The sequence below is a fragment of the [Roseibacterium] beibuensis genome (assembly GCF_039542305.1).
In the GTDB taxonomy this organism is placed as follows: domain Bacteria; phylum Pseudomonadota; class Alphaproteobacteria; order Rhodobacterales; family Rhodobacteraceae; genus Roseibacterium; species Roseibacterium beibuensis.
Map to the genome: position 1 here is coordinate 115,755 of NZ_BAABHW010000002.1, position 21,397 is coordinate 137,151.

24 protein-coding genes are annotated in these 21,397 nt (G+C 67.0%); 8 read left to right on the top strand and 16 right to left on the bottom strand.

All coding sequences use genetic code 11. From position 1 onward, the window contains the following. The first annotated feature begins 29 nt into the window (after positions 1 to 29). The 3 genes from ABD923_RS06955 to cydX are packed head-to-tail and all read left to right on the top strand — an operon-like array spanning position 30 to position 2,953. Positions 30 to 1,655, top strand: a complete 1,626-nt coding sequence (locus ABD923_RS06955) for a cytochrome ubiquinol oxidase subunit I (protein WP_259549952.1) — start codon at positions 30 to 32, stop codon at positions 1,653 to 1,655. A 5-nt stretch (positions 1,656 to 1,660) separates the two neighbouring features. Beyond that, on the top strand, positions 1,661 to 2,824 hold the full coding sequence (cydB, locus tag ABD923_RS06960) for a cytochrome d ubiquinol oxidase subunit II (RefSeq protein WP_259549953.1): 1,164 nt from the start codon (positions 1,661 to 1,663) through the stop codon (positions 2,822 to 2,824). A gap of 12 nt (positions 2,825 to 2,836) precedes the next feature. Further along, a complete protein-coding gene (cydX, locus tag ABD923_RS06965) occupies positions 2,837 to 2,953 on the top strand; it encodes a cytochrome bd-I oxidase subunit CydX (protein WP_259549954.1) in 117 nt (38 codons plus the stop codon). A gap of 66 nt (positions 2,954 to 3,019) precedes the next feature. On the opposite strand, the gene ABD923_RS06970 is transcribed toward cydX, so the two are convergent. The 5 genes from ABD923_RS06970 to ABD923_RS06990 form a co-directional block, all read right to left on the bottom strand. Next, positions 3,020 to 4,336 carry an ABC1 kinase family protein gene (locus ABD923_RS06970; RefSeq protein ID WP_259549956.1) on the bottom strand — a complete coding sequence of 439 codons (1,317 nt, stop codon included), beginning with the start codon at positions 4,334 to 4,336 and terminating at the stop codon, positions 3,020 to 3,022. A 97-nt stretch (positions 4,337 to 4,433) separates the two neighbouring features. Further along, positions 4,434 to 5,516 (bottom strand): GGDEF domain-containing protein, encoded by a 1,083-nt coding sequence (locus tag ABD923_RS06975; RefSeq protein WP_259549957.1) that lies wholly within the window; start codon positions 5,514 to 5,516, stop codon positions 4,434 to 4,436. Beyond that, positions 5,513 to 6,100 carry a heme NO-binding domain-containing protein gene (locus tag ABD923_RS06980; RefSeq protein ID WP_259549958.1) on the bottom strand — a complete coding sequence of 196 codons (588 nt, stop codon included), beginning with the start codon at positions 6,098 to 6,100 and terminating at the stop codon, positions 5,513 to 5,515. The genes ABD923_RS06975 and ABD923_RS06980 overlap by 4 nt, the downstream gene beginning before the upstream one ends. Before the next feature lie 95 nt (positions 6,101 to 6,195). Beyond that, positions 6,196 to 7,755 carry a trimethylamine methyltransferase family protein gene (locus ABD923_RS06985; protein WP_259549959.1) on the bottom strand — a complete coding sequence of 520 codons (1,560 nt, stop codon included), beginning with the start codon at positions 7,753 to 7,755 and terminating at the stop codon, positions 6,196 to 6,198. A 69-nt stretch (positions 7,756 to 7,824) separates the two neighbouring features. Next, complete coding sequence (locus ABD923_RS06990; protein WP_259550548.1) at positions 7,825 to 8,577, bottom strand: HAD family hydrolase; 753 nt, start codon at positions 8,575 to 8,577, stop codon at positions 7,825 to 7,827. A gap of 113 nt (positions 8,578 to 8,690) precedes the next feature. On the opposite strand from ABD923_RS06990, the gene ABD923_RS06995 reads away from it, so the two are divergent. Further along, the gene (locus tag ABD923_RS06995; RefSeq protein ID WP_222191405.1) at positions 8,691 to 9,134 is read left to right on the top strand and encodes a MarR family winged helix-turn-helix transcriptional regulator; all 444 of its coding nucleotides are present in this window, start codon (positions 8,691 to 8,693) and stop codon (positions 9,132 to 9,134) included. A gap of 48 nt (positions 9,135 to 9,182) precedes the next feature. On the opposite strand, the gene ABD923_RS07000 is transcribed toward ABD923_RS06995, so the two are convergent. Beyond that, positions 9,183 to 9,461: a DUF3572 domain-containing protein gene (locus ABD923_RS07000; protein WP_259549960.1), complete on the bottom strand. Its 279-nt coding sequence runs from the start codon at positions 9,459 to 9,461 to the stop codon at positions 9,183 to 9,185. Positions 9,462 to 9,550: 89 nt separating this feature from the next. Here ABD923_RS07000 and ABD923_RS07005 point away from each other — a divergent pair, with 89 nt between their 5' ends. After that, a complete protein-coding gene (locus ABD923_RS07005) occupies positions 9,551 to 10,951 on the top strand; it encodes a diguanylate cyclase (RefSeq protein WP_259549961.1) in 1,401 nt (466 codons plus the stop codon). Positions 10,952 to 11,024: 73 nt separating this feature from the next. On the opposite strand, the gene ABD923_RS07010 is transcribed toward ABD923_RS07005, so the two are convergent. The 4 genes from ABD923_RS07010 to ABD923_RS07025 form a co-directional block, all read right to left on the bottom strand. Beyond that, positions 11,025 to 11,585: a periplasmic heavy metal sensor gene (locus tag ABD923_RS07010; RefSeq protein ID WP_259549962.1), complete on the bottom strand. Its 561-nt coding sequence runs from the start codon at positions 11,583 to 11,585 to the stop codon at positions 11,025 to 11,027. Then, positions 11,578 to 11,994, bottom strand: a complete 417-nt coding sequence (locus ABD923_RS07015; RefSeq protein WP_259549963.1) for a hypothetical protein — start codon at positions 11,992 to 11,994, stop codon at positions 11,578 to 11,580. The genes ABD923_RS07010 and ABD923_RS07015 overlap by 8 nt, the downstream gene beginning before the upstream one ends. After that, positions 11,984 to 12,571 carry an RNA polymerase sigma factor gene (locus tag ABD923_RS07020; RefSeq protein ID WP_259549965.1) on the bottom strand — a complete coding sequence of 196 codons (588 nt, stop codon included), beginning with the start codon at positions 12,569 to 12,571 and terminating at the stop codon, positions 11,984 to 11,986. The genes ABD923_RS07015 and ABD923_RS07020 overlap by 11 nt, the downstream gene beginning before the upstream one ends. A 91-nt stretch (positions 12,572 to 12,662) precedes the next feature. Beyond that, entirely contained in the window at positions 12,663 to 13,259 is a 597-nt protein-coding gene (locus ABD923_RS07025) for an EF-hand domain-containing protein (protein WP_259549966.1), read from the bottom strand. A 125-nt stretch (positions 13,260 to 13,384) separates the two neighbouring features. Between ABD923_RS07025 and ABD923_RS07030 the strand changes: the two genes are divergently transcribed. Both ABD923_RS07030 and ABD923_RS07035 read left to right on the top strand, forming a co-directional pair. Continuing rightward, positions 13,385 to 13,786 (top strand): DUF983 domain-containing protein, encoded by a 402-nt coding sequence (locus ABD923_RS07030; protein WP_259549967.1) that lies wholly within the window; start codon positions 13,385 to 13,387, stop codon positions 13,784 to 13,786. Next, positions 13,759 to 14,454: an NUDIX hydrolase gene (locus ABD923_RS07035; protein ID WP_259549968.1), complete on the top strand. Its 696-nt coding sequence runs from the start codon at positions 13,759 to 13,761 to the stop codon at positions 14,452 to 14,454. The genes ABD923_RS07030 and ABD923_RS07035 overlap by 28 nt, the downstream gene beginning before the upstream one ends. Before the next feature lie 118 nt (positions 14,455 to 14,572). Here the strand turns inward: ABD923_RS07035 and ABD923_RS07040 are convergent, their stop codons facing one another. The 3 genes from ABD923_RS07040 to ABD923_RS07050 are packed head-to-tail and all read right to left on the bottom strand — an operon-like array spanning position 14,573 to position 17,375. Further along, complete coding sequence (locus tag ABD923_RS07040; RefSeq protein WP_259549969.1) at positions 14,573 to 15,505, bottom strand: AEC family transporter; 933 nt, start codon at positions 15,503 to 15,505, stop codon at positions 14,573 to 14,575. Positions 15,506 to 15,507: 2 nt separating this feature from the next. Next, positions 15,508 to 16,419: a DMT family transporter gene (locus ABD923_RS07045; RefSeq protein WP_259549970.1), complete on the bottom strand. Its 912-nt coding sequence runs from the start codon at positions 16,417 to 16,419 to the stop codon at positions 15,508 to 15,510. 50 nt (positions 16,420 to 16,469) lie between these two features. Beyond that, positions 16,470 to 17,375, bottom strand: a complete 906-nt coding sequence (locus tag ABD923_RS07050) for a fatty acid desaturase (protein WP_345229445.1) — start codon at positions 17,373 to 17,375, stop codon at positions 16,470 to 16,472. Between the two features lie 105 nt (positions 17,376 to 17,480). On the opposite strand from ABD923_RS07050, the gene ABD923_RS07055 reads away from it, so the two are divergent. Continuing rightward, positions 17,481 to 18,344, top strand: coding sequence for a helix-turn-helix domain-containing protein (locus ABD923_RS07055; RefSeq protein ID WP_259549972.1), 864 nt, complete (start codon positions 17,481 to 17,483; stop codon positions 18,342 to 18,344). On the opposite strand, the gene ABD923_RS07060 is transcribed toward ABD923_RS07055, so the two are convergent. Genes ABD923_RS07060 through ABD923_RS07070 form a run of 3 tightly spaced genes read right to left on the bottom strand, consistent with a single transcriptional unit; the run spans position 18,341 to position 21,341 of the window. Then, positions 18,341 to 19,795 carry a carnitine 3-dehydrogenase gene (locus tag ABD923_RS07060; RefSeq protein ID WP_259549973.1) on the bottom strand — a complete coding sequence of 485 codons (1,455 nt, stop codon included), beginning with the start codon at positions 19,793 to 19,795 and terminating at the stop codon, positions 18,341 to 18,343. The genes ABD923_RS07055 and ABD923_RS07060 overlap by 4 nt on opposite strands. Further along, positions 19,792 to 20,427 carry an SGNH/GDSL hydrolase family protein gene (locus ABD923_RS07065; RefSeq protein WP_259549974.1) on the bottom strand — a complete coding sequence of 212 codons (636 nt, stop codon included), beginning with the start codon at positions 20,425 to 20,427 and terminating at the stop codon, positions 19,792 to 19,794. The genes ABD923_RS07060 and ABD923_RS07065 overlap by 4 nt, the downstream gene beginning before the upstream one ends. Further along, complete coding sequence (locus ABD923_RS07070) at positions 20,424 to 21,341, bottom strand: beta-keto acid cleavage family enzyme (RefSeq protein ID WP_259549975.1); 918 nt, start codon at positions 21,339 to 21,341, stop codon at positions 20,424 to 20,426. Before ABD923_RS07070 ends, ABD923_RS07065 begins: the two co-directional genes overlap by 4 nt. Positions 21,342 to 21,397 lie beyond the last annotated feature (56 nt).

Sequence of the window (21,397 nt, forward strand, 5' to 3'; positions counted from 1 at the left end):
CTCTGGCTGAGTCTTGAGGAGACGGAGACATGGAGCTCGATGTTGTCGAGTTGTCGCGCCTGCAGTTTGCGATGACCGCGATGTATCACTTCCTCTTCGTGCCGCTCACGCTTGGTCTGTCGATCATCGTGGCGATCATGGAGACGGTCTATGTGATGACCAACCGCCCCATCTGGCGGCAAATGACGAAATTCTGGGCCACGCTGTTCGGCATCAACTTCGTGCTGGGCGTGGCGACCGGCATCACGATGGAATTCCAGTTCGGCATGAACTGGTCCTACTACTCGCATTACGTGGGTGACATCTTTGGCGCCCCGCTCGCCATCGAAGGGTTGATGGCCTTCTTCCTCGAGGCGACCTTCGTGGGCCTGATGTTCTTTGGCTGGGACAAGATGTCGAAGGTGGCTCATGCCATAGTGACATGGCTGGTGGCCATCGGCTCGAACTTCTCGGCGCTGTGGATCCTGATCGCGAACGGCTGGATGCAGAACCCCGTGGGCGCCGAATTCAACCCGGTGACCATGCGGATGGAGATGACGTCCTTCTTCGAGGTGCTGTTCAACGAAGTGGCGCAGGCCAAATTCGTGCACACCGTCTCGGCCGGGTATGTCACCGCCGCCGTCTTCGTCCTTGGCGTGTCATCGTGGTACATGCTGAAGGGGCGCCATATCGAACTGGCCCGCCGGTCGATCGCCGTGGCCGCCAGCTTCGGCCTCGCCTCGGCTTTCTCTGTCGTCATCCTGGGCGACGAATCCGGCTATTCGGCAACGCACTCGCAGCAGATGAAACTCGCCGCGATCGAGGCCATGTGGCACACCGAAGAGGCCCCTGCCCCCTTCACCCTGTTCGGCTTCCCCGACCAGGAAGACCGCGAGACCCACTATGCCGTGCATATCCCCTGGGCCATGGGCCTGATCGGGACGCGGTCGCTGGATGACGAGATCCCCGGCATCAACGACCTGGAGGCCCGCGCCGAGGACCGCATCCGGTCCGGCATCGTCGCCTATGACGCGCTCCAGACGATCCGGGCCAACCGCGACACCCCGCCCGAAGCCGCCGTCCTGTCCTTCGAGGAACACTCGGCCGATCTGGGCTTTGCCTTCCTGCTGCTGCGCTACGTCGACGACCCGCGCGAGGCGACGGATGCACAGATCACCCAGGCCGCCGAGGACACCATCCCGACCGTCTGGCCCCTGTTCTGGGCGTTCCGCATCATGGTCGGGCTCGGCTTCGCCTTCATCGGCATGATGCTCTACTTCTTCTACCGCGCCTCGTTCCGCGGCATGCAGTTCCCACGGTGGGCCCTGCGCGCGGCGGTCATCGTGATCCCGACCCCGTGGATCGCGGCCGAGATGGGCTGGTTCGTGGCCGAGTTCGGCCGCCAACCCTGGACGGTGGACGGCGTCCTGCCGACGGCCCTTTCGGTCAGCCATCTGGGCGCGACCGAGCTGCTGCTGACGCTGGCGGGCTTCGTCACCTTCTACTCGGTCCTCTTCATCATCGAGATGGGGCTGATGGTGAAATACATCCGCAAAGGCCCCTACCTCGATGTCGAGGAAACCGAGGCCTGGACCGCCCGTCACGAGCACCGCCTGCGCACCCATGACGGCAACGTCCCCGGCGCGTCCGGCCCTTCGACAACCCCTGCGGAGTAAGAAACATGATCCTTCACGAGCTTATCAGCTACGACGTGTTGCGGGTCATCTGGTGGGCGCTTCTGGGCGTGCTCCTGATCGGCTTCGCACTGACCGACGGTTTCGACATGGGGGTGGGCGCGCTCCTCCCCTTTGTCGGGAAAACCGACACCGAGCGCCGCATGGCGATCAACACCGTGGGCCCCGTCTGGGAAGGCAACCAGGTCTGGTTCATCCTCGGCGGCGGCGCCATCTTCGCCGCCTGGCCGCCGCTTTACGCGGTCAGCTTCTCGGGCTTCTACCTTGCGATGTTCGTGGTTCTGGCCGCCTTCATCGTCCGGCCCGTGGCGTTCAAGTACCGCTCCAAACGCGCCTCGGCGACGTGGCGGTCCAGCTGGGACTGGGCGCTGTTCGTGGGCGGTGCGGTGCCCGCGCTGATCTTCGGCGTGGCCGTCGGCAACGTCTTGCAGGGCGTGCCCTTCCACCTGACCGAAACGCTCTACCCGATGTATGACGGGGGCGTCGCGGCCAAGTTCTTCGGCCTGCTCAATCCCTTCGCGCTGCTGACGGGCGTGGTGTCGCTGGCGATGCTGCTGACCCATGGCGCGGCCTGGCTGGCGCTGAAAACCGAAGGCAATGTCGCCCGGCGCGCCCGCAACATCGGCACGGTCACCGGCCTGGTCACCATCGTGGGCTTTGCGGCGGCGGGGCTGTGGATGGCGGTCGGCATCCCCGGGTACGAGATGGTGTCCGAGGTTGTCGCAAACGGTCCGTCGAACCCGCTCTATTCCGAGGTGGCCCGCACCGATAGCTGGCTGTCCGCCTATACGGACCGGCCCTGGATCGTCATCGCGCCGATCTTCGGCTTCCTCGGGTCGGCCATGGCCGTGCGCGGCCTGCGCTCGACCTCCGAGGTGGGCACGCTGCTCTGGTCCAAGCTGGGCATCTTCGGGATGATCTCGACCGTGGGTCTGACCATGTTCCCCTTCATCCTGCCCTCGACCGTCGATCCGAACTCGTCGCTGACGGTCTGGGACAGTTCGTCCAGCCACCTGACGCTGTTCATCATGCTGATCGTGACGCTGATCTTCATGCCGCTGATCCTGGCCTACACGGCCTGGGTCTACAAAGTGCTGTGGGGCAAGGTCACCGAGGCCGATGTCACCGCCAACAGCGACACCGTTTACTGAGGAGATACACCCATGTGGTATTTCGCCTGGCTTCTCGGTCTTCCCCTCGCCGCCATCTTCGCCGTCGTGAACGCGATGTGGCTTGAGATGCGGGAAGACCAGGTGCTCGCCGACGAACACGAGCACTGAACCGAAACAGCTTCGACTCCCTTCGAAGTCAGACTGGGCCGCATCCTTCGTGATGCGGCCCTTTTTTCACATGTAGCGCGCCATCAGCGTTGGGAGGTCCACCCGCGCCCCGATCCGGGTGCCAAGCAGGTAGAGCCCGCCCATCTTGCGCTGCAGGAACAGCGTCTCGGCCGGCGGGATATGCCACAGCTCGCGCTCCGTACCGATCTCCATGCCCCGGCGGCGCATCTTGTCGGCGAGGTCGTTGCCCGCGAACTCGAACGGGCCGGACATCGAGTCGAACCCGATTTCGGCCATGTCGAGGATCGTGTCGCGGTGATGATCCGCAAGGTCGGGCTTGATGAAATTCAGCCGCTCCAGCGCGGCCATGGTCGCCTCGCGGTCCCGCTGCACCCCTGCGATCATCAGGGCACGATGCCCCTCGGACACCTCCTCCGAAATCTCGCGGCTGGCGCCGAAATCCAGCAGCACGACCTGCCCCGTCTCGGGCCGCCAGCGGTAGTTGGCGAAATTCGGGTCGGTCTGCATCAGGCGGAACTCGAACAACTCGCGCAGGGTCAGCTCGATCAGCGCCGAGATCACCCGGTCACGCATCGGCTTGGGCGCATCGGCCAGCGTCTCGATCGGCTCGGCCGCCTCGAAGGACATGGCCAGCGCATCGGGGCCGGACAGGTCCTCGCGATAGCGGGGCACGGCAAAGCGGTCGTCATCGGCCAAAAGCGCACCGAACCGGGCGAGGTAGCGCCCCTCCCGGTCGTAGTCGGCCTCTTCGTGCAACTGCCGCCGCGCCTCCTCCATCAAGGGCGCCATGTCGAGCCCCTCGGGCATCAGGCCGGACCACCGGATCAGGGCCGCGACGTTGTCGAGATCGCTGTCGATGGCCGCGCGCACGCCGGGATATTGCAACTTGATGGCCAGCGCCTGACCGTCAGCGGCGGTGGCGCGATGCACCTGCCCGATCGAGGCCGCGGCCAGCGGGCGCGTGTCGAAGCCGCGGAATTTCGTCCGGAAATCGCCCCCGTAGGCGGTTTCCAGCACCGTCTTGAGCTGTTTGGGCGGCATGAAATGCGCGTCCTGCCGCAACCGCCCGAGAATATCGGCCAGTTCCGGGGGCAGCATGTCGCCCGTCTCCATCGACAGGAGTTGGCCCAGCTTCATCGCCGCCCCGCGCATCTCGGACAGCTTGTCCGCGACGCGGGTCAGGTTGCCGGGCGTCAGCAGCAACTTGTCCATCCGCGGGCGTTCGCCGCGCGCCAGCGCACGCGCGCCGCCCCAGGCGACGCCCCCCGCCAAACCGGTGGCAAGCCCGCCCATGCGCCCCATGCGCGCCAGCCGTGACGAGGGGACCGCCCGGGACCGGGAGTGGTTGGATTTGTCGGACATCTCGTCACTCGTATGATAGTTGCGCCATGCAACCAATCTAGGCGCGATCGTCCGCGTTGCGAGGCGCGACGCATGCGGCATCTCGGCCCGTGCGCGTTCAGTTTGCATTGTGACCCTCTGCATCGCGGGCAGCCGCCCCCCCATCGCCCCGTTCGGGTAGGTGAATGGCGAACCGCCTGCGGCCCGCGTTTTTCGCCCGGTACAGCGCCATGTCGGTATCGGCGAGCATCTCGTCAGGGGTCGGGCGGGTCCGGTAGCCCGCCGTCGTCGAGATCCCGATGGAGGCGGAGAGCTTGCAGAGCTTTCCTTCGAACGAAACGGGGGCCTCGATCCCGGCGATCAGGCGTTTGGCCACCTCCCGCAAGCCGTCTTCCGACAAGCAGTTGCGCAGGATGATGAGGAACTCGTCCCCACCCACGCGTGCGGCGAGATCGCCGCGGCGCAGATCGGAGCGCAGGATATGCCCGACCTGCTGGAGCACGTGGTCACCTGCGGCGTGACCGTGCGTGTCATTGACCTGTTTGAAATAGTCGAGGTCGAGGTGAAGCAGCGCGAAATGCGCCGTTTCATCCGCCAGAACGCGCGCCAGTTCCAGGTCCATGGCACGCCGGTTCGCAAGGCCGGTCAACTCGTCCGTCAGGGCCTGTGCCTCTGCCGCCAGACGTGCCGCGCGCAGACGTTCCGTCAGGCGGCGCGACAGATGGGCGATCGAGGTGTTGGCCTCGTAGAGATAGAGCAGTTCAAGCGTCTGGTCGCAGGGCGAAAAATCGCCCTGGTTCAAGTCAAACTCGGCCACGGCCCGCACGAAGCTCAGGCCCAGCGATATGTCGAGAAGCGCCCCACCCTGCCCCGGCAGGCTGCTGACGACGCCGCGCAAGGGCAGATGCGGCGCGCAGTGCAGGCCGAGACTGAGGCGGCGCCCCTCCTGCGCGATCAGGGCGGTGAAATCGGCGATATTGGACGGGCTGCGGATCTCGACGAGATCGAGCAACCGGGTGCCCAGCGCCGGCGCGCCGCCCATCATCTTCGCGATGGTCGGGCCGGCCTGCATCACGCGGCCCTGCCGGTCGAGCCAGAGATGCATCGGCATCAACCGGTCCAACACCTGCGGGGACAGGCCGACCACGCGCTTGGTATCGGCGCCGAGAGGCGACGGAGTGGCGGCGAACCCCAAGGTCATGCGCCGACGCCGCCCAGCACGAATTGCCGCCCTTCCGCGAAGGTCATGTCCAGCAACTGGACATGCAGGCATTCTTCCCCCGGCCGCATCCCATCGAGGCGCAACAGCGCCAGCGCACCGTAATCGTCCGCCATGGCGCGCAAACCGCCCAGAAGGATCGGCGCGATGCCGGGCAAGCTCCATTGCGCCCGGATGCGGTAGCTGGAGGGATCGAGTTCCTCGACGCGGATGCGGGGAAGGTCGAGATCCGGGATGGCGAGACGCCCACGGTCGCGCAAGTCCTCAAGCGACAAAAGAAAGTCGAGAAACGTGGCCCCCCCGAACCGGAGCAACCGCCGAAGCGGCTCCAACGCGGGGTTGGTCACGAGATAGGTGCCGATATCTTCCAGCAGGGCGTTGGGGTGTTTGTGCAGCACCGTGACGGCGGCCTCGAAACAGGCCAGGGTCTGCGCCTCGTCGTATTGCAGCATCGCCTCGAACCCCTCGGGCGGGATGCCGGCGATGCCGCGTATCTCGTCCCATGACCGTTCGCCGTAATGGGCCACAAGAAAGCCCTGGAGCGCGCGGTTGATCATACCGTGCATGGATCGACCTGCCTCTTACCTTCAAGGGTTTCGCACCAATAGGCGGCCCTTTGGAGACGGTTCTACCATGCAATCGTTAACAACCCCTTTCGATCTCAGAAATCGGTCGGTGCGCCGCCCTCGGCCTTTCGGCGGGCGACGAAATCGGCCAGTTCGTCGCGGATCGCGATGTCCATCTCGGGCGGTTCGAACTCGGCCAGGATACGCTTGTAGATGCGATGGGCGCGTTCGGCGGTCCAGACGCCGCCCTCGTTGGCCCAGGCCTCGAAATTGCGCCAATCCGACAGAAAGGGCTGGTAAAAGGCCGTCTGGTAGCGGGCCTGCGTATGGTCGCAGCCGAAGAAATGCCCGCCCGGCCCGACCTCGGCGATGGCATCGAGGCCCAGATCATCCTCGGTGGTGGCCGTCAGCGCGGGGTCGAAATAGCGCTGCACCTGCTGGAGCAATTCGCAATCCATCACGAATTTCTCGGGCGAGGCGATCAGCCCGCCCTCCAGCCAGCCGGCGGCGTGATAGACCATGTTCGTGCCCGACTGCACCGCCGACCAGATCGAATTACTCGTCTCCCACATCGCCTGCCCGTCGGGGACATTGGCCGCGCAGACGCCCGAGGCGCGCATGGGCAACCCGTAGAACCGCGCCATCTGGCCGGTCATCTGGGTCGCGCGCATGTATTCGGGCGTGCCGAAGGCGGGGGCGCCCGACTTCATGTCGACATTCGAGGTGAAGGTGCCGATCGCAACCGGGCAGCCCGGCGCGATCCATTGCAGAAGCGCAATGGCGGCCAGCCCCTCGGCCAGGCTGAGGGCGACGGCGCCGGACATGGTCACGGGCGCCATGGCCCCGGCCAGCGTGAAGGGGGTGACGACCACGGGCTGCCCCCGGCGCGCCAGCCGCATGGCGCCATCCAGCATCGGCCAGTCATGCTTCAGCGGGCTGACCGAGTTGATATTGGTGTACATCCGCGGGCTGGCGTCGAATTCCTCATGCGTCAGGCCACCGGCGATCCGCACCATTTCCATCACGTCCTCGACCCGCTCGGGCCCCAGCGAATAGGCATGGGCGACCTTGTCGGCCAGGGTCAGTTTCTCGAACAGGCAATCGAGGTGGCGGACGCTGGCATGGATGTCGATCGGCTCCACCGGGTAGCCGCCGGCGATATGGATGCAGTTGAAATACTGCGTCAGTTTCATGAACTCGCGGAAGGTCTCGAAATCGCCGGGGCGCTTGCCGCGTTCGAGGTCCCAGGCGTTCGGCGGGGAGGAGACATTCACGAAGACCATGTGCCTGCCGCCGATGGGCAGGGCGCGGTCCGGGTTGCGGGGGGTGATGGTGAATTCGGCGGGGGCCTTGCCCACCATCTCCATCACGAAATCCGGATCGAAGCGAACGGTCTGCCCTTCGACCCGGCAGCCGGCCTGGCGCAAATGGTCCAGCGCCGTGTCGTTCAGGAACTCGATCCCGATCTCGGACAGGATGCGCATTGCGCCGGAATGGATCGCGGCCACGCCCTCTTCGTCCAGCGGCTCGGTCGGGCGGTCGGTGTTGACCGGGATGCGCCACGGCATTTGCGCGATGGCAGGCCCTGCGGCCCGATCCGTGCCGGTGCGGCGCCCGCCATGGCGGCGGCGGCGGGATGGCGTGGCGTCGTTCATGGCGTCCCCGTGCGGTTGCAGTCCTGTCCGGTCTGCTCAGGGTCGCCCGACGCGGTCGCGGAATTGTTTTCAGATAGCGACCGATCGCGTCGCTTTTTGCCCCGAAGCGCCGGTTTCAGCCGGAAGATGCCCGCCCGCCGCCAGCCAGAGGGGCAGATGGCCGATATCGGGCAGGATGGCGTCGGCATGGGGGGCCAGGTCCTCGGCAGCGGCGAGGCCGGTCAGAACGCCCAGCACCTGCATCCCCGCGGCACGCCCGGCGATCAGGTCATGGGTGCTGTCGCCCACCATCAGCACCTCGGACGCATCGAGTGCCAGCGTGTCGGCGAAGGCGAAGCACATGCCCGGCTCGGGTTTGGCGCCGTAGCCGGTGTCGAACCCGGCGAGGAAATCGAAGGCACCGTCCACCCCCGCGGCGGTCAGATGCGCGCGCGCCTCGACCTCGGCGGCGTTGGTGGCAACGCCAAGCTTCAGCCCGAACGCCCGCAAATCCGCCAAGAGGGGCGCGAGTGGCGCAACCGGCACCATGGGCGCCTCGGCGGCGGCGGCGTTCATACGATGGACAAGCGCGTCGAGCCGCGCGGCCGGCAGGATCGGTTGCAGGCAGGTCGCGACCTCTTCCAGGGTGCCCGCGATCACCGGGCTGCCGGGCAGAAAGCGGCGGCGCGCAAGGTCATAGCCCGCCCTGTCGGCCAGCGCCTCGGTCAGGGTCGGGTCGCCCTCGGCCAGGTCGTGGAACAGGCCGGCTGCCCATTCGCTCCAGCTGGCTTCGAAATCGAACAGCGTCCCGTCCTTGTCGAACAGAATTCCCCGGATCGGCATGTCAGGCACGCTGCCTCCCTAGTTGACGGGCCGGGCCCGCCCTTTCGTCAGCGACAATGTGTATCATTTCCGCGTGACTTCCCCCTACACGAGGGGTATAGGCCGTGGCTACCATGGATGGAAGCACGACCAGATACGGCCTGCATGACAGCATCGGCCATCACATCTCTCGCTCGGCGCGTATCGTCGAGCGCAGGGTGGAAGAATCCCTTCGCAAGCACGGCCTGACCCGCGTGGGTTGGTGCATTCTGCTTGCCGTGGAAGAAGACGGTCAGAAGAACCCTTCGGAAATCGCGGGATTCGTCGGAATTGACCGCACGGCCACGTCCCGCGCGCTGCGCCAGCTGGAATCCGACGGGCTGATCACCCGCGCGATGGGCGTCGAGGATCGCCGCACGACCGAGGTCTCGCTGACCGAGGAAGGGCGCGCGCGCATGCTGAAGGCCATGCCGCTCTGCACCGAGAACATGTCCCATTTCTCGTCCAAGCTGACGCGCGAGGAAGAAGAGCAGCTCAAGGCCCTGCTGAGCCGCCTGACGGCGGGCGAGGACGACTGAGACGGCACCTAAGCCGCTGGTTCGAAATCTAATCCTTTCGAGCTTGCCTCAGGTCCAGTTCGGCAGATGACCGCCGGGAAGCGCCGTGCGGATGGTCACGACGTCCTGCGGCGGCCATCCCAGCGCACCGACCGCCGAGATCACCCATTGATCGTCCATCAGGACGAAATCGAGCACCGAGGCCAGGAACTCGGGCTCGGCGGCGCGCGCGCGCAGATCCGCTTCGCTGACGCCGGTCGCCCCCATGAACACCGGCAAGAGGTCTTCGTCTCCGGCCAGCCATCCCAGCACCTGCAGGGCGCGCGTTTCGGCAACTTCTTGCTTCATTGCGAAGGGATCCCTCCGAGTTAAAGGGTTTGTTAACTATTCCGCGCGACACCTTTAGTATTCTGGATGGACCAGCGTACGAGGAAGGCATGACGGGGCGAATTCTGATCGTTGACGATGTAGCGACGAATCGCATCGTCATGAAGGTCAAACTGGCCCAAGCCTGCTACACCGTGGAACAAGCCGGAAGCGGCGCCGAGGCGCTGCGCGCGGCGCGGCAGGGACGGCCGGACCTGATCCTTCTTGACGTGGCGATGCCCGACATGACGGGGGTGGAGGTGTGCCAACAGCTCAAGGCGGACCCGCAGACCGCCGATATCCCCGTCATCCTGATCACCGCCAAATCGGACCGCGACGCGAAAATGGCGGGATTGGTGGCCGGGGCCGATGATTTCCTGACCAAGCCGGTGGACGAGGTGACGCTGCTGGCGCGGGTACGCTCGCTCCTGCGGGCGCGCGACGCGGTGCGCGAATTGCACGAACGCCACGAGGCGGGCGTACCACTGGGCCTTGCCGAGGCGCCGGCCGGGTTCACCGCAATCGAGCATCCTGCGCGGATCGGCGTCGTCGCCCCCGGCGCACGCAACGCCGTGATCTGGAAGTCGGCCCTCGACCTGCGCCTGCGCGACGAGGTGGTGATCCTGCCGCGCGAGGCGGCGCTTGCCGAAAGCGACACGGAGGGCGGGCCGGCCCCGGACGTTTTCGTGATCGCGGCAGACCTGGCGCGGCGCGACGACGGGCTGCGCCTGTTGTCGGACCTGCGCTCGCGGCCCCATACGCGGCACGCGGCGAAGGTGGTGATCCTGCCCGAGGGCGACAGCGAACGCGCGGCCATCGCGCTGGACTTGGGCGCGTCGGACATCCTCTATGACCCGTTCGACCCCGAGGAACTGGCCATTCGCATTCGCGCGCAACTGAGCCGCAAACGCCAGGCGGACCATCTGCGCGCGTCGGTCCGCGCCGGGCTGGAACTGGCCGTCACGGACAGCCTGACGGGGCTGCACAACCGCCGCTACGCGCTTTTCCAACTGGACCTGATGATGGCCCGACCGGGGCGCGGCGTGGCCGTGATGATGCTGGATCTCGACCATTTCAAATCGATCAATGACTGCCACGGCCATTCAGTCGGCGACCGGGTCCTGAGCCTGGTCGGACGCCGCCTGCGCGCGCAGTTGCGCGGCTCGGACCTGCTGGCGCGGATCGGGGGGGAAGAGTTTCTCGTCGCCCTGCCCGATGCGGATCGGGCCGCCGCGCTCGACTGCGCCGAACGGCTCCGCCACGCGATCAGTGACACGCCGTTCGACGTGGGTGACAGCACCGCGCCGCTCTCGGTCACACTCAGCGTCGGCCTTGCGCTGGTCCCGCCGGGCGAGACGGGCGAAACGGGCGAGACACCGCAAAGCATCATCGACCGGGCGGATCGGGCGCTATACGGCGCGAAACGCCTCGGGCGCGACCAGGTTACGCTGTCGAACCGGCCAGCGGCTTGAAACGACAAACGAAACCGCCGCCCAAACCGGGGCGGCGGCTGCTTGTCCGGGGCATGGCGGACGGCGACGGACCTTAGTCGCGGTCGCGGTCCCCGTCATGGTCGCGATCCCGGTCGCCGTCGCGATCATGCCCCTCGACACGTCGCATGGCACGGTTCAGATGTTGTGCCAGTTCTTCCCGCTCCTCGAGCGGCAGCGACGCGAGGTGATCGAGCAGCGCCTCGTGCCCGAAGCTTTGCAAGGCCTCGGCGGCGGCCCGCGACTCGGCCATGGCCGCGGCTGCCGCGTCCCGGTCGAACGGGTCCTGCAACAAAGCTTGCTGCAACGACCGCAGGCTGTTGCCAATCGCCCGCCGCTCGGCAATGAACTCCGCCCGCCGGTCGCGCAGCGCCTCGCGCACCGCATCGCGCCCGTCATGGCCCAGGGCGATCGCGAACGGCCCAAGGCCGAGGCTGCGCAAATCCGGCGGTTCGTCGCCGGCCGCCGGACCGATCCGGCCCGACACGGCCCCGACGACCACGCCCACCACCAGCAGGTTCAACGCGAGAGAGACCGCCAGCACGACCTTGACCGCAAGGCTCGTCTTCCGGCGCGGCGTCTCGGCGGGGCCGGGTTCGTTCAACGGGTCAGACATCGCCGCCATCCTCCCATGCAAGTGTCGTCAGGTCAGGCGTCAAGCCCGCCCCGCCGGACAGGGTCCAGATCTGCCCGCCGCTCAGCGTGTCGATCGTGTCGGGGATCGCGAACCCGATGGCGAGACCGACGACCCCGGCCAAGGTCACGCCCGAGACACCGCCCCAACCGCCCAACGCGGCGACCCAGGCCGGGCGGAACGACCGCGAACGCCTGCGCCCGGTTAGGCCGGCTTGGTCCACGCCAGCACCCTGTGTGCCCCCCGACATGGCCTGCGTCGGCGCGATCTCGGACTGGATGGCGGCCGCATCGGCCAGCACCCGCGCCATGAGGTCAGACGAAGGCCGTGCGCCCCTGGCCTCGGCCAGCATCCGGTCGAGCCGGTCGCCCTGATCTGCGTTATTCGCCATAGCCCAACGCCTCCTTCTGTCCTTCGAGCACTGCCTTGAGCGCCCTTTTCCCTCGCGCGGTCAGGCTTTCGACCGCCTCCACCCCGATGCCGAGGATCTCGGCAATCTCGGGGTTCGCCAAGCCCTCGATATGGCGCAAGACCACCGCCTGTCTCTGGCGCTCGGGCAATGTCGCCAGCGCCGCGTCCAGGGCGGACCGCCGCCCGTCCTCGATCATGCGCGCCTCGGCGGTCGGTGCATCGTCCGGCGGGTCGATCTCGGGGTCGAGGCCGGTGGACCGGCCCGCGCGCCTCAACCGGTCGATGGCGAGGTTCGCCACCACCCGGTGCAACCAGGTCGAGGGCTGCGCCGCGCCATCCTGCCGCCATTCCGGCGCCGCGCGCCAGAGCCGCAGCATCGCTTCCTGCGCGATATCCTCGGCCTCGGCGGGATCGCCCAGCACGCGCGAGGCATGGCGCCACGCCCGTGGCAGCAGGCGTTCCGTCAACAGACGGGCCGCGGCGGAATCGCCCTTGGCGAACAGCACCATCAACGCGCCATCTCCCAAACCATCCAATTCCGCATCCGGCACTGCCATGGCTCCCCATACCCCGTGCGAGGTCTTTGTGCCATGGGCGGGCGGCCTTGCAGGCAAACCAGCCCATGGCTTGGTCATCCTTCGCTCCGGCTCAGCCGCGACCGCCCCAGCCACGGCGATCACCGTCACGACGCTGCATGAACTGCTCCATCGCGGCCTGGAACTCGTCTTCGCTCAGGACGCCATCGCCATCGGCATCGACCATCCCGAAGAGCCGGGCCGGATCGGGCATGCTGGCGCGACCGCCGAAGCGCCCGAACTGACGGTCCCCGCGATCCCCACAGTCACCGCGGTCCATGCCGCCCCCCCGGCCGAAACCGCCGTCGGGACGGGCCGCCGCGAATTCCTCGGCGCTGAGCACTCCGTCTTCATCGGCATCGGCGGCCGCGATCATGCGATCCACGCCGAGGGCGACACGGGCCTGGGCCCTGTCGGTGCCGCGCGCGATCAACTCGTCGCGATCCAGGGTGCCATTGCCGTCCGCGTCGGCCGCTTCGAAGCGGAGCTGCGGGGCGTTCTCGATTTCCGCGCGGGTGATCGTGCCGTCCCCGTCGATATCGAACCGGTCGAACATCAGGGCCGCGTTGGGACCCGCCGCTTGCGGCTGAGGGGCCTGCTCCTGCGCCAAGGCCGGCAGGGCTGCCATCGGGATCAGGGCGCTCAGAAGTGCTGCTTTCCAAATCGACATGCTTCATCTCCTTTGTTTGCCTGTCTGTCCTGACTCACGGGGCAGAAGCAGCTTTCCGTCGCAAAAACACTGCTTGGCCAATTGGCGGCTGGACAGCGCCTGCCGCGCGCCCCATCTTGGCGGCCATGAATGACGACGACCCGGCCCTGCGGCCCGAATTCGAACCACTCACGCCCGAACGCCCTGCCTGGCCCGCCATCGCGAAGGCCATGCGCGGACGTTGTCCCTCTTGTGGGCAGGGGGCGATCTACGAGCGCTACCTGAAGCTGACGCCGACCTGCAGCACCTGCGGCGAGGACCTGAGCCATGCGCGCGCCGATGACGGCCCGGCCTACCTGTCGATCCTGGTGACGGCCAAGGTGATGGGCACGGCGATGCTGGTCACCTACGAGGCGTTCCAGCCGCCGGGCTGGGTGCTGGCGGTGACCTTTTCGATCGGTGTGGTGGCGATGGCGCTCTACCTTTTGCCGAAGTTCAAGGGCCTGATCCTGGGGGTGCAATGGGCCAAGCGGATGCACGGGTTCTAGTGGACAAGACAGCGATCAGGGACGCGGCGACGATCATCGTGCTGCGCGACGCGGCCACCCGCCCGCGCGTGCTGATGGGCCAGCGCGGCAAGAGCGCGGCTTTCATGCCGTCGAAATTCGTCTTTCCGGGCGGGGCGGTGGATGCCGTGGATGCCACGATCCCCTGGGCGCGCCCACCGGCCGAAGACTGCGTGAGCCGCCTGGCGACAGAGACAGAGACCCCGGCCGAGGCGGTGCTGGCCGCCGCGACGCGCGAGCTTTGGGAGGAAACCGGGCTTTTGCTGGGCGCACCGGATGCGCGCGCCGGCGAGATCGAGGCACCGAAAGGCTGGCGCGGCTACCTTTCGACCGGGCATTTGCCCGATGGCGGGGCGCTGGAATTCGTGTTTCGCGCGATCACGCCGCCGGGCCGCCCGCGCCGCTTCGATGCGCGGTTCCTTCTGGCGGATACGGGCGCCCTGGCCAGCGACCCAGATGATTTCAGCCGGGCCGAGGACGAGTTGAGCCACCTGCAATGGGTTCCGCTGGACGAGGTGCGCCGCTATGACATGCCCTTCATCACCGAGGTGGTGCTGGCGGAACTGACCGCCAAGCTGACCGGCACGGCCCATCCCGGCGTGCCCTTCTTCGACAATTCCACGGATGTCAGCCGGTTTCGCCGGCTCTGAGCAGGGGTTTCGCGGCCCCTTGGGCCGCGATCGGCGAAGCGGCGTCTCGGGGCACAAGGCCCCTCGGCGCCGCTGATGCCTCCGGCGGGAGTTTTTCAGCCAAGATGAAGGGGACGGGTCAGTTGCCGAAGAGCCGCGCCGCGAGCGACAGCCAGAGCGGCATGACCGCGAAGGCGAGCGCCGTCTGGACGGTGATCATCGCGGCCATGAGCGGCGCATCCCCGTTCAGTTGGCGCGCCAGCGTATAGGCCGCGACCCCCGTGGGCAGCGCGCCGTAGATCAGGGCGACCTGGGCGGCCAGCGGGTCGAGGCGCAGGAGCGCGGCTGCGGCGAGGATCGCCAGGGGGAACACGAGCAGCTTGCCGATGGCGCTGAGGGCCATGGGCTGCCAATCGGCGCTGAGCCCACGGATCTTGAGGTTCGCGCCGACGCAGAGCAGCATGATCGGCAACGCCGCCTGCCCCAGCACCGCGAGCGTCTCGGAGAGGACCGGGATCGGCGCCCAGCCCAGCGCGTTGAAGGCGATCGCGGCGAGGATCGACAGGATCAGCGGGTTGGTGGCCAGGCTGAGCGCCGCGCCGCGCACCACCCGCCCGCCGGGACGGGGCAGCATCACGGCGAAGGCCGAGACCACGGTGAGGTTGACCACGGGCACCAGAACCGCCGCGCCGAGGACGGCCAGTTGCAGCCCCGGAAGGCCGTGCAGCGCCTCGGCCACAGCCAGCGCGATGAAGGTGTTGAAGCGCCCTGCCCCCTGCATCACGGATGTGCCGACCGCGCCGCCGCGCCGCAGCCACCAAGCGGCGGCGATGCCGAACGCCACGGCAAGGAAGAACCCGGCATAGAGGGTCAGCGCGAAGGGGATCAGGACGGGGTCCGACAGGTCGGCTTCGGAGATCCGGACGAAGAACAGCGCCGGCATCAGCACGAAATAGACCAGCCGGTCGTTGAGGTTCCAGAACTCCATGCTGGGGATGCCGCCGCGCCGCAGGACGTAACCCGTGACGATGAGCAAGAAAATCGGCGCGATGGCCAGGGCGATGGACAGCATGCTCAGACGCTCCTCCAGAAGATGAGACCGATGGACGCGAGGATCAGGACGACGCCGCCGATTTCCTTGGCCGACGAACGTTCCTTGAGCCAGAAGACCGAGACGAGAAAGGTGAAGACCAGTTCCACCTGCCCCAGCGCCTTGACCACGGCGGCGGTCTGGAGCGTGAAGGCGGTGAACCAGCCCAGGCTGCCGAGCATCGAGGTCAGGCCCATCGGGGCCGAGACCCGCCAACTGGCGGCAACGCGGGCGATCTCGCCGCGCTCGCGGAACGCCAGCCAAAGGCCCAGCGTCAGGGTCTGCACCGCCGTTGCCGCCGCGAGCGTCAGGCTGGCCCGCAGAAACACATCGCCGCTGTCCAGCGCGAGCGAGGCGCCGCGATAGCCCACGGCGGACACTCCGAACAGCAGGCCAGAGGCAAGGCCATAGCCCGAGGCCCGGTTGAACAGCCTCTGGCGCAGGGGCAGTGACGTGTCCCCCTTCGGCGGGTCGGACAAGAGCACTACGCCGACAAAGCCGATGGCGATGGCCGCCACCAGCCCGGGCGAGACGGTATCACCCAAGAGGATCAGGCCGATGATCGCCGAGAGGATCACCTCGGTCTTGGCCAGCGTCACGCCCACGGGGAAATTGCGGAAGGCAAACAGCGCGACCACGCACATGGTGGCGAGGATCTGGCCGATGGCGCCGGGGACCAGAAAGGCCCAGAAGCGCAGGTCGGCGGCGGGCGTCGCCTGACCGCTGAGCCAGAGATACCCAAAGGCCAGCGCCGCCACGAGCGGGGCGGAATAGGCAAACCGCGCCCATGTGGCGCCGGCGGTGGACAGGCCCGTGACCTTCAGGTGCCGTTGCAGCAGGAACCGCAGGTTCTGCATGAAAGCGGCGAAGATGGTGACCGGAATCCAGAGGGGCATGGCGCTGTGTCGCCCCGATCCTTGCGCGCCTCAAGCGAAATCAGTGCGGATCAATCGCTTGCGGGCGGATAGAGCGGATGCGGCACCGGGTCCTTGGCGTGGAACAGGTGGCGGCGAAAGATCTGGGCGTAGCTGTCGTAGCGATACCCGTCATTACGGGCCAAGTACTTGGCACGATTGTTGAAATAGATCTTCGGCAGGCGGTACCAGGGCAGCTTGGGGTGCATGTGATGGACCACGTGCAGGTTGTTGTTGAGGAAGAGGAAGGCCAGCGGCCCGCGATCCTCGATAATGACGGTGCGGCCGCGCGCGCGGTCATGCGCCTGGTGTTCGAGGAAGGTCCGGATCTTGAGCAGTCCGAGGCCGGCATAACAGGCAAGGAGATACGCCCAGACCGGCATGGGCGAGGCCGCGACGAGGGCCAGAACCGCCGCTGCGGCGGGCAGATGCACCAGCCATGCGATCAGGACGCCACGATCCCCGCCACGGATCAGCCGCCAATCCTCGGCCATGAAGGCGATCTGCCCGATCAGCGGACCCAGAACCATGCGGCCCAGCAGGGTATTGTTGAGGTCAAGCACGCGCTGCAACCAAGGCGCCAATACCGCCCAGACAGCCGGGTCGAGATAATTCGACTCCGGGTCTTCGTAGGGATCGGTCAGGCGCGCATCCATGTGATGCGCCAGATGCGTGTCACGAAACCGGATGTAGGGAATGGCGAGGTTGAGCGAGGCGAACACCAGCGGCTCGCCCAGGCGGCGCTCGGCGAAGGGGTGGCCATGCAGGACCTCGTGCTGAAGAGAGCTTTGCATCGCGATGGCGACCGCCGCCACGGCCAGCGCGAGAACCAGGGCAAACGGGGCGATCCAGAACAGGGCCGCCGCCCAAACCCCGTAAGTTGCCACGATCAGCAAGAGCGTCGGCCATTCGATCCGCATATATCCCCCTGTTTTCATTGAACGGCGCAGCGTTGCGCCAGCCGAGAGCCTAAGGCCGCTTGCGCCCGGGCGGGAGACCGGGTTTTCTCAATTCAAATTCAACACTGATGGTTTTTCTCAACGATGATGATAGAACTCTCCAAGCGTGATCGCGCGGCGCTGTTTCGCGACCGCCTGACCGCCGCCTTGATGTCGACCGGAAAAAGCCGGGCGGCCCTAGCCCGAGCGATCGGAGTGGATCGCTCCACGGTGACGCAAATCCTCGCGTCGGGCGAGACGCGTATGCCGGGCGGGCATGTGGTGGCGGCGGCGGCGCAGGCGCTCGATGTTTCGGCCGACTGGCTGCTCGGCCTGACGGATCGGCCGGAACAGGCGGGCGCGCTGCTCGAGTCCTCGCTGTCGATCTCGGAAACCGGCCGGGCCACCGGCCTCGACGACCAGATCTTCGCGTGGCACCGCGAGGCCGAGGGCTACAAGATCCGCCATGTCCCCGCGACCCTGCCCGACATGCTCAAGACCGACGCGATGCTGCAATGGGAATACGCCCCCCTGACCCATCGCCGCCCGACCGAGGCCATCGATGCCGCCGCCGCGCGGCTGGATTGGATGAGCCTGAGCGAAAGCGACTACGAAATGGCGCTCGCCCTGCACGAATTGGAAAGCTTCGCGCGGGGCGAGGCCTACTACGCGGGCCTCGATGCCGATATCCGGATGGCGCAACTGGATTGGCTGCTGGAGGTGTATGAGCGTTTCTACCCCAGCCTGCGGATGTTCCTGTTCGACGCGCGGCGCGTCTACTCCTCGCCGGTCACGGTGTTCGGCCCCAAAATGGCGGTGATCTACATGGGGCGGCACTACATCGCCTTTCGCGACCGGGATCGCGTGCGCACCATCACGCGGCATTTCGATTGGCTGGTGCGCGAGGCCAGCATTTCGGCGCGTGACATCCCCGGCCATTTGCGCAGCTTGCGCGACGCGGTGCGCTAGGCGCGTTGCCCCACCGCGCGGCCCACGCCCTCGGGCCATGGCAGATCGGCATGGGCCGCCTTGGCCCGTGCCAGCCAATTGGCGATCCGGTCCGGCGGCACGGCGGAGCGGCGCGTCGCCAGATCGACATGCAACAGCATCTGTTCGCCGGTCGCGCAAAGCCGGTCGCCAACCCACAACTCCTGCCAGATGTGGAATTTCTTACCGCCCCCCTCGATCACGCGGGCCTTGACCCGGATGCGATCGCCGATCTGCACCTCGTCCAGATGCCGGATATGGGTTTCGACGGTAAAGACGCTGTGGCCCGCTGCGATCGCCTCGGGCGTCATGCCGGCCCAATGCAGAAGCTGGTCGCAGGCATTTGAAAAGGCTTGCAGAAATCGCGCCTCATTCATGTGCCCGTTATAGTCGACCCAGGTGACGGGCACCTGCCGGTCCAAGGTCACGGGCATCGCGGGCGTGTCCGGGTCCGGCGCGGGCAAGGCAAGCCCCGCTTCGTGGCCGCGCAAGACCGCGCCAGCGCCTGCATTGCGATCCTTCAGGACGCGCAGGATCGAGACGAGGTTGTCGTCGCGCATGGCCTCAAGCTCGGCGATGGAATGCGCGCCGGACTGCGTATCAGATTGCGCGGCAATCTTTTGAACAAGCGCCTCGTCCAGTTCCGGCACGTCCATCAGCCTGGTCCAGGGCCATTTCAGGGCGGGTCCGAACTGCCGCAGGAAATGCGCCATGCCGCCGTCCCCACCGGCGATGCGATAGGTCTCGAAGAGGCCCATCTGCGCCCAGCGCAGACCGAACCCGAGGCGGATCGCATCGTCGATCTGGCCCGTGGTCGCCACCCCGTCCTTCACGAGCCACAGCGCCTCGCGCCAGACGGCCTCCAGAAGCCGATCCGCGATATGGGCGGGCACCTCGGCCTCGATGGTCAGCGGCGCCATGCCGAGACTGTCCAGAACCTGTTCGGCCTTGGCCAGCAGGTCCCTCGGCGTCTCACCCGACCCCACCAGTTCGACCAGAGGCAACAGGTAGACCGGGTTGAAGGGATGGGCGACGATGATCTGTCCGGGCCGCTGTGCCCCTGCCTGCAATTCGGTCGGCGTGAAGCCCGAGGTCGAGGAGGCGAGGATCGCGCCAGGTGAACAATGCGCCTGAACCTCTTGAAATAACGTGTGTTTCAGGTCGAGGCGTTCCGGCACACTCTCCTGTATCCACGCGGCATCCCGCACCGCGCCTGCAAGATCGGCGGCATGGGTCACCCGCCCCTCGGGCGGCAGCGGCGAGTCGTAGAGGGCCGGAAGGCTGGCGCGGGCGCGGTCCAACGCGGCCTCGACCGTCGCCTTGGCCGTCGGGGACGGATCGAACACCGCGACGTCCCATCCCATGAGCGCAAAGCGCGCGGCCCAACCCGCGCCGATGACGCCCGCGCCAAGGATCGCCGCTTTTCGGGTCATTCGCCCCCCTCCATCTGCGCCCGCACGGCATCCGCGGCAACCGCGCCGAAGGTGCGGTGCAGCTCCCCCTCCCAGTGCACGCCGTCGACGGGCGAGACATCGACATGCAAACCGACATCGAGGAACCCGCAACCTTGCCGATCCGCCACGTCCCGCAGATGGCCGGGCAACCCGATCTGGCGCGTCTCGGCCCCTGCGAAGACCTCGGCCAGGGTTCCGACCTCGCGCACCGGCGCGGGCGAGAACAGCAGGATCGGCAGGGACGGCAGAAGCTGGCGCGACAGGATCACCAGCCGTTCGACCGAGCGCGCAATCTCGAAAGCCGTCACCGAAAAGCGCGGTTTCAGGTCGTTCGTGCCAAGCATCAGGATCAGCAGGTCGATCGGTTCGTGGCTGTGCAGGATCGCCGGCAGAACGTCGAGGCCCGAGCGTTTGCCGCCCTCCACAAGGTCCTCATGCACCGTGGTGCGCCCCGGCAACCCTTCGGCGATCACCTGGTAGCGGGGGCCGAGCGCGGCGGCCATGGCATCGGGCCAGCGGCTGCCCTGCAGATGCCGCCGCCGCACGCCGAACTCCTCGAACGGCATGGTGCCGTGGGTGTTGCTGTCGCCGTAACACAGGATCGTGGTCATTGGGCCGCCTCCGGATGATACGCCTTGAGCCCGAGCTTTTCGCGCACTTCGGCGGGCGAGAGGATGCGCGCGCCCATGGCTTCGGCAATGCCGCGCGCCCGCTCGACAAGTTGAGCATTGGTCGCCAAGACGCCCTTTTCCAAGAACAAATTGTCTTCCAGCCCGACGCGGATATGCCCCCCGGCCAGGATGGCCGCGGCAGCATAGGCCATCTGATCGCGCCCCAACGAGAAGGCGGAAAAGGTCCAATGCTCGGGGATGGCGGCGACCATCGCGTTGAACGTGGCCAGGTCGTTCGGCGCGCCCCAGGGCACCCCCATGCAAAGCTGCACCAACGCCGGGTCGGACAGCACGCCTTCGGCCACAAGCTGTTTCGCGAACCATAGATGGCCGGTGTCGAAACACTCGACCTCCGGCTTGACGCCCAACGCCTCCATGCGGCGCCCCATCGCGCGCAGCATGCCGGGCGTGTTGGTCATCACGTAATCGGCCTCGGCGAAATTCATCGTCCCGCAATCGAGCGTGCAGATCTCGGGCCGGCACTCGGCGATATGGGTCAAACGGTCGTCGGCCGAGATGAAGTCGGTGCCGTCGGCCAGTGGCAGGGGCCGGTCCGGGGGGCCGAACACCAGATCGCCCCCCATCCCCGCCGTCAGGTTCAGGATGACATCGGTGTCGCTGGCGCGGATCAGGTCGACGGCGCGCCGATAGAGCGCCGGGTCGCGAGACGGCTGGCCCGTCTCGGGGTCGCGGACATGGAGATGCGCGATGGCCGCCCCGGCCTTGGCCGCGTCGATGGCGGCTTCGGCGATGTCTTCGGGGCTGCGGGGCACATGCGGGCTTCGGTCCTGCGTCTGGCCCGACCCCGTCACCGCGCAGGTGATGAACACCTCGCGCGTCATGGTCAGTGGCATCCCTTTGCCCTCCTGCTGTGCCGTTTCGGGCATGACACAATGGGGCGTCTGGCGGT

What these genes read in the sequence shown, in the direction of transcription:
- ABD923_RS06955 (WP_259549952.1), top strand. Translation starts at nt 30, where the DNA reads ATGGAGCTCGATGTTGTCGAGTTGTCGCGCCTGCAGTTTGCGATGACC.
- cydB (WP_259549953.1), top strand. Translation starts at nt 1,661, where the DNA reads ATGATCCTTCACGAGCTTATCAGCTACGACGTGTTGCGGGTCATCTGG.
- cydX (WP_259549954.1), top strand. Translation starts at nt 2,837, where the DNA reads ATGTGGTATTTCGCCTGGCTTCTCGGTCTTCCCCTCGCCGCCATCTTC.
- ABD923_RS06970 (WP_259549956.1), bottom strand. Translation starts at nt 4,336, where the DNA reads ATGTCCGACAAATCCAACCACTCCCGGTCCCGGGCGGTCCCCTCGTCA.
- ABD923_RS06975 (WP_259549957.1), bottom strand. Translation starts at nt 5,516, where the DNA reads ATGACCTTGGGGTTCGCCGCCACTCCGTCGCCTCTCGGCGCCGATACC.
- ABD923_RS06980 (WP_259549958.1), bottom strand. Translation starts at nt 6,100, where the DNA reads ATGCACGGTATGATCAACCGCGCGCTCCAGGGCTTTCTTGTGGCCCAT.
- ABD923_RS06985 (WP_259549959.1), bottom strand. Translation starts at nt 7,755, where the DNA reads ATGAACGACGCCACGCCATCCCGCCGCCGCCGCCATGGCGGGCGCCGC.
- ABD923_RS06990 (WP_259550548.1), bottom strand. Translation starts at nt 8,577, where the DNA reads ATGCCGATCCGGGGAATTCTGTTCGACAAGGACGGGACGCTGTTCGAT.
- ABD923_RS06995 (WP_222191405.1), top strand. Translation starts at nt 8,691, where the DNA reads ATGGATGGAAGCACGACCAGATACGGCCTGCATGACAGCATCGGCCAT.
- ABD923_RS07000 (WP_259549960.1), bottom strand. Translation starts at nt 9,461, where the DNA reads ATGAAGCAAGAAGTTGCCGAAACGCGCGCCCTGCAGGTGCTGGGATGG.
- ABD923_RS07005 (WP_259549961.1), top strand. Translation starts at nt 9,551, where the DNA reads ATGACGGGGCGAATTCTGATCGTTGACGATGTAGCGACGAATCGCATC.
- ABD923_RS07010 (WP_259549962.1), bottom strand. Translation starts at nt 11,585, where the DNA reads ATGTCTGACCCGTTGAACGAACCCGGCCCCGCCGAGACGCCGCGCCGG.
- ABD923_RS07015 (WP_259549963.1), bottom strand. Translation starts at nt 11,994, where the DNA reads ATGGCGAATAACGCAGATCAGGGCGACCGGCTCGACCGGATGCTGGCC.
- ABD923_RS07020 (WP_259549965.1), bottom strand. Translation starts at nt 12,571, where the DNA reads ATGGCAGTGCCGGATGCGGAATTGGATGGTTTGGGAGATGGCGCGTTG.
- ABD923_RS07025 (WP_259549966.1), bottom strand. Translation starts at nt 13,259, where the DNA reads ATGTCGATTTGGAAAGCAGCACTTCTGAGCGCCCTGATCCCGATGGCA.
- ABD923_RS07030 (WP_259549967.1), top strand. Translation starts at nt 13,385, where the DNA reads ATGAATGACGACGACCCGGCCCTGCGGCCCGAATTCGAACCACTCACG.
- ABD923_RS07035 (WP_259549968.1), top strand. Translation starts at nt 13,759, where the DNA reads ATGGGCCAAGCGGATGCACGGGTTCTAGTGGACAAGACAGCGATCAGG.
- ABD923_RS07040 (WP_259549969.1), bottom strand. Translation starts at nt 15,505, where the DNA reads ATGCTGTCCATCGCCCTGGCCATCGCGCCGATTTTCTTGCTCATCGTC.
- ABD923_RS07045 (WP_259549970.1), bottom strand. Translation starts at nt 16,419, where the DNA reads ATGCCCCTCTGGATTCCGGTCACCATCTTCGCCGCTTTCATGCAGAAC.
- ABD923_RS07050 (WP_345229445.1), bottom strand. Translation starts at nt 17,375, where the DNA reads ATGAAAACAGGGGGATATATGCGGATCGAATGGCCGACGCTCTTGCTG.
- ABD923_RS07055 (WP_259549972.1), top strand. Translation starts at nt 17,481, where the DNA reads ATGATGATAGAACTCTCCAAGCGTGATCGCGCGGCGCTGTTTCGCGAC.
- ABD923_RS07060 (WP_259549973.1), bottom strand. Translation starts at nt 19,795, where the DNA reads ATGACCCGAAAAGCGGCGATCCTTGGCGCGGGCGTCATCGGCGCGGGT.
- ABD923_RS07065 (WP_259549974.1), bottom strand. Translation starts at nt 20,427, where the DNA reads ATGACCACGATCCTGTGTTACGGCGACAGCAACACCCACGGCACCATG.
- ABD923_RS07070 (WP_259549975.1), bottom strand. Translation starts at nt 21,341, where the DNA reads ATGCCACTGACCATGACGCGCGAGGTGTTCATCACCTGCGCGGTGACG.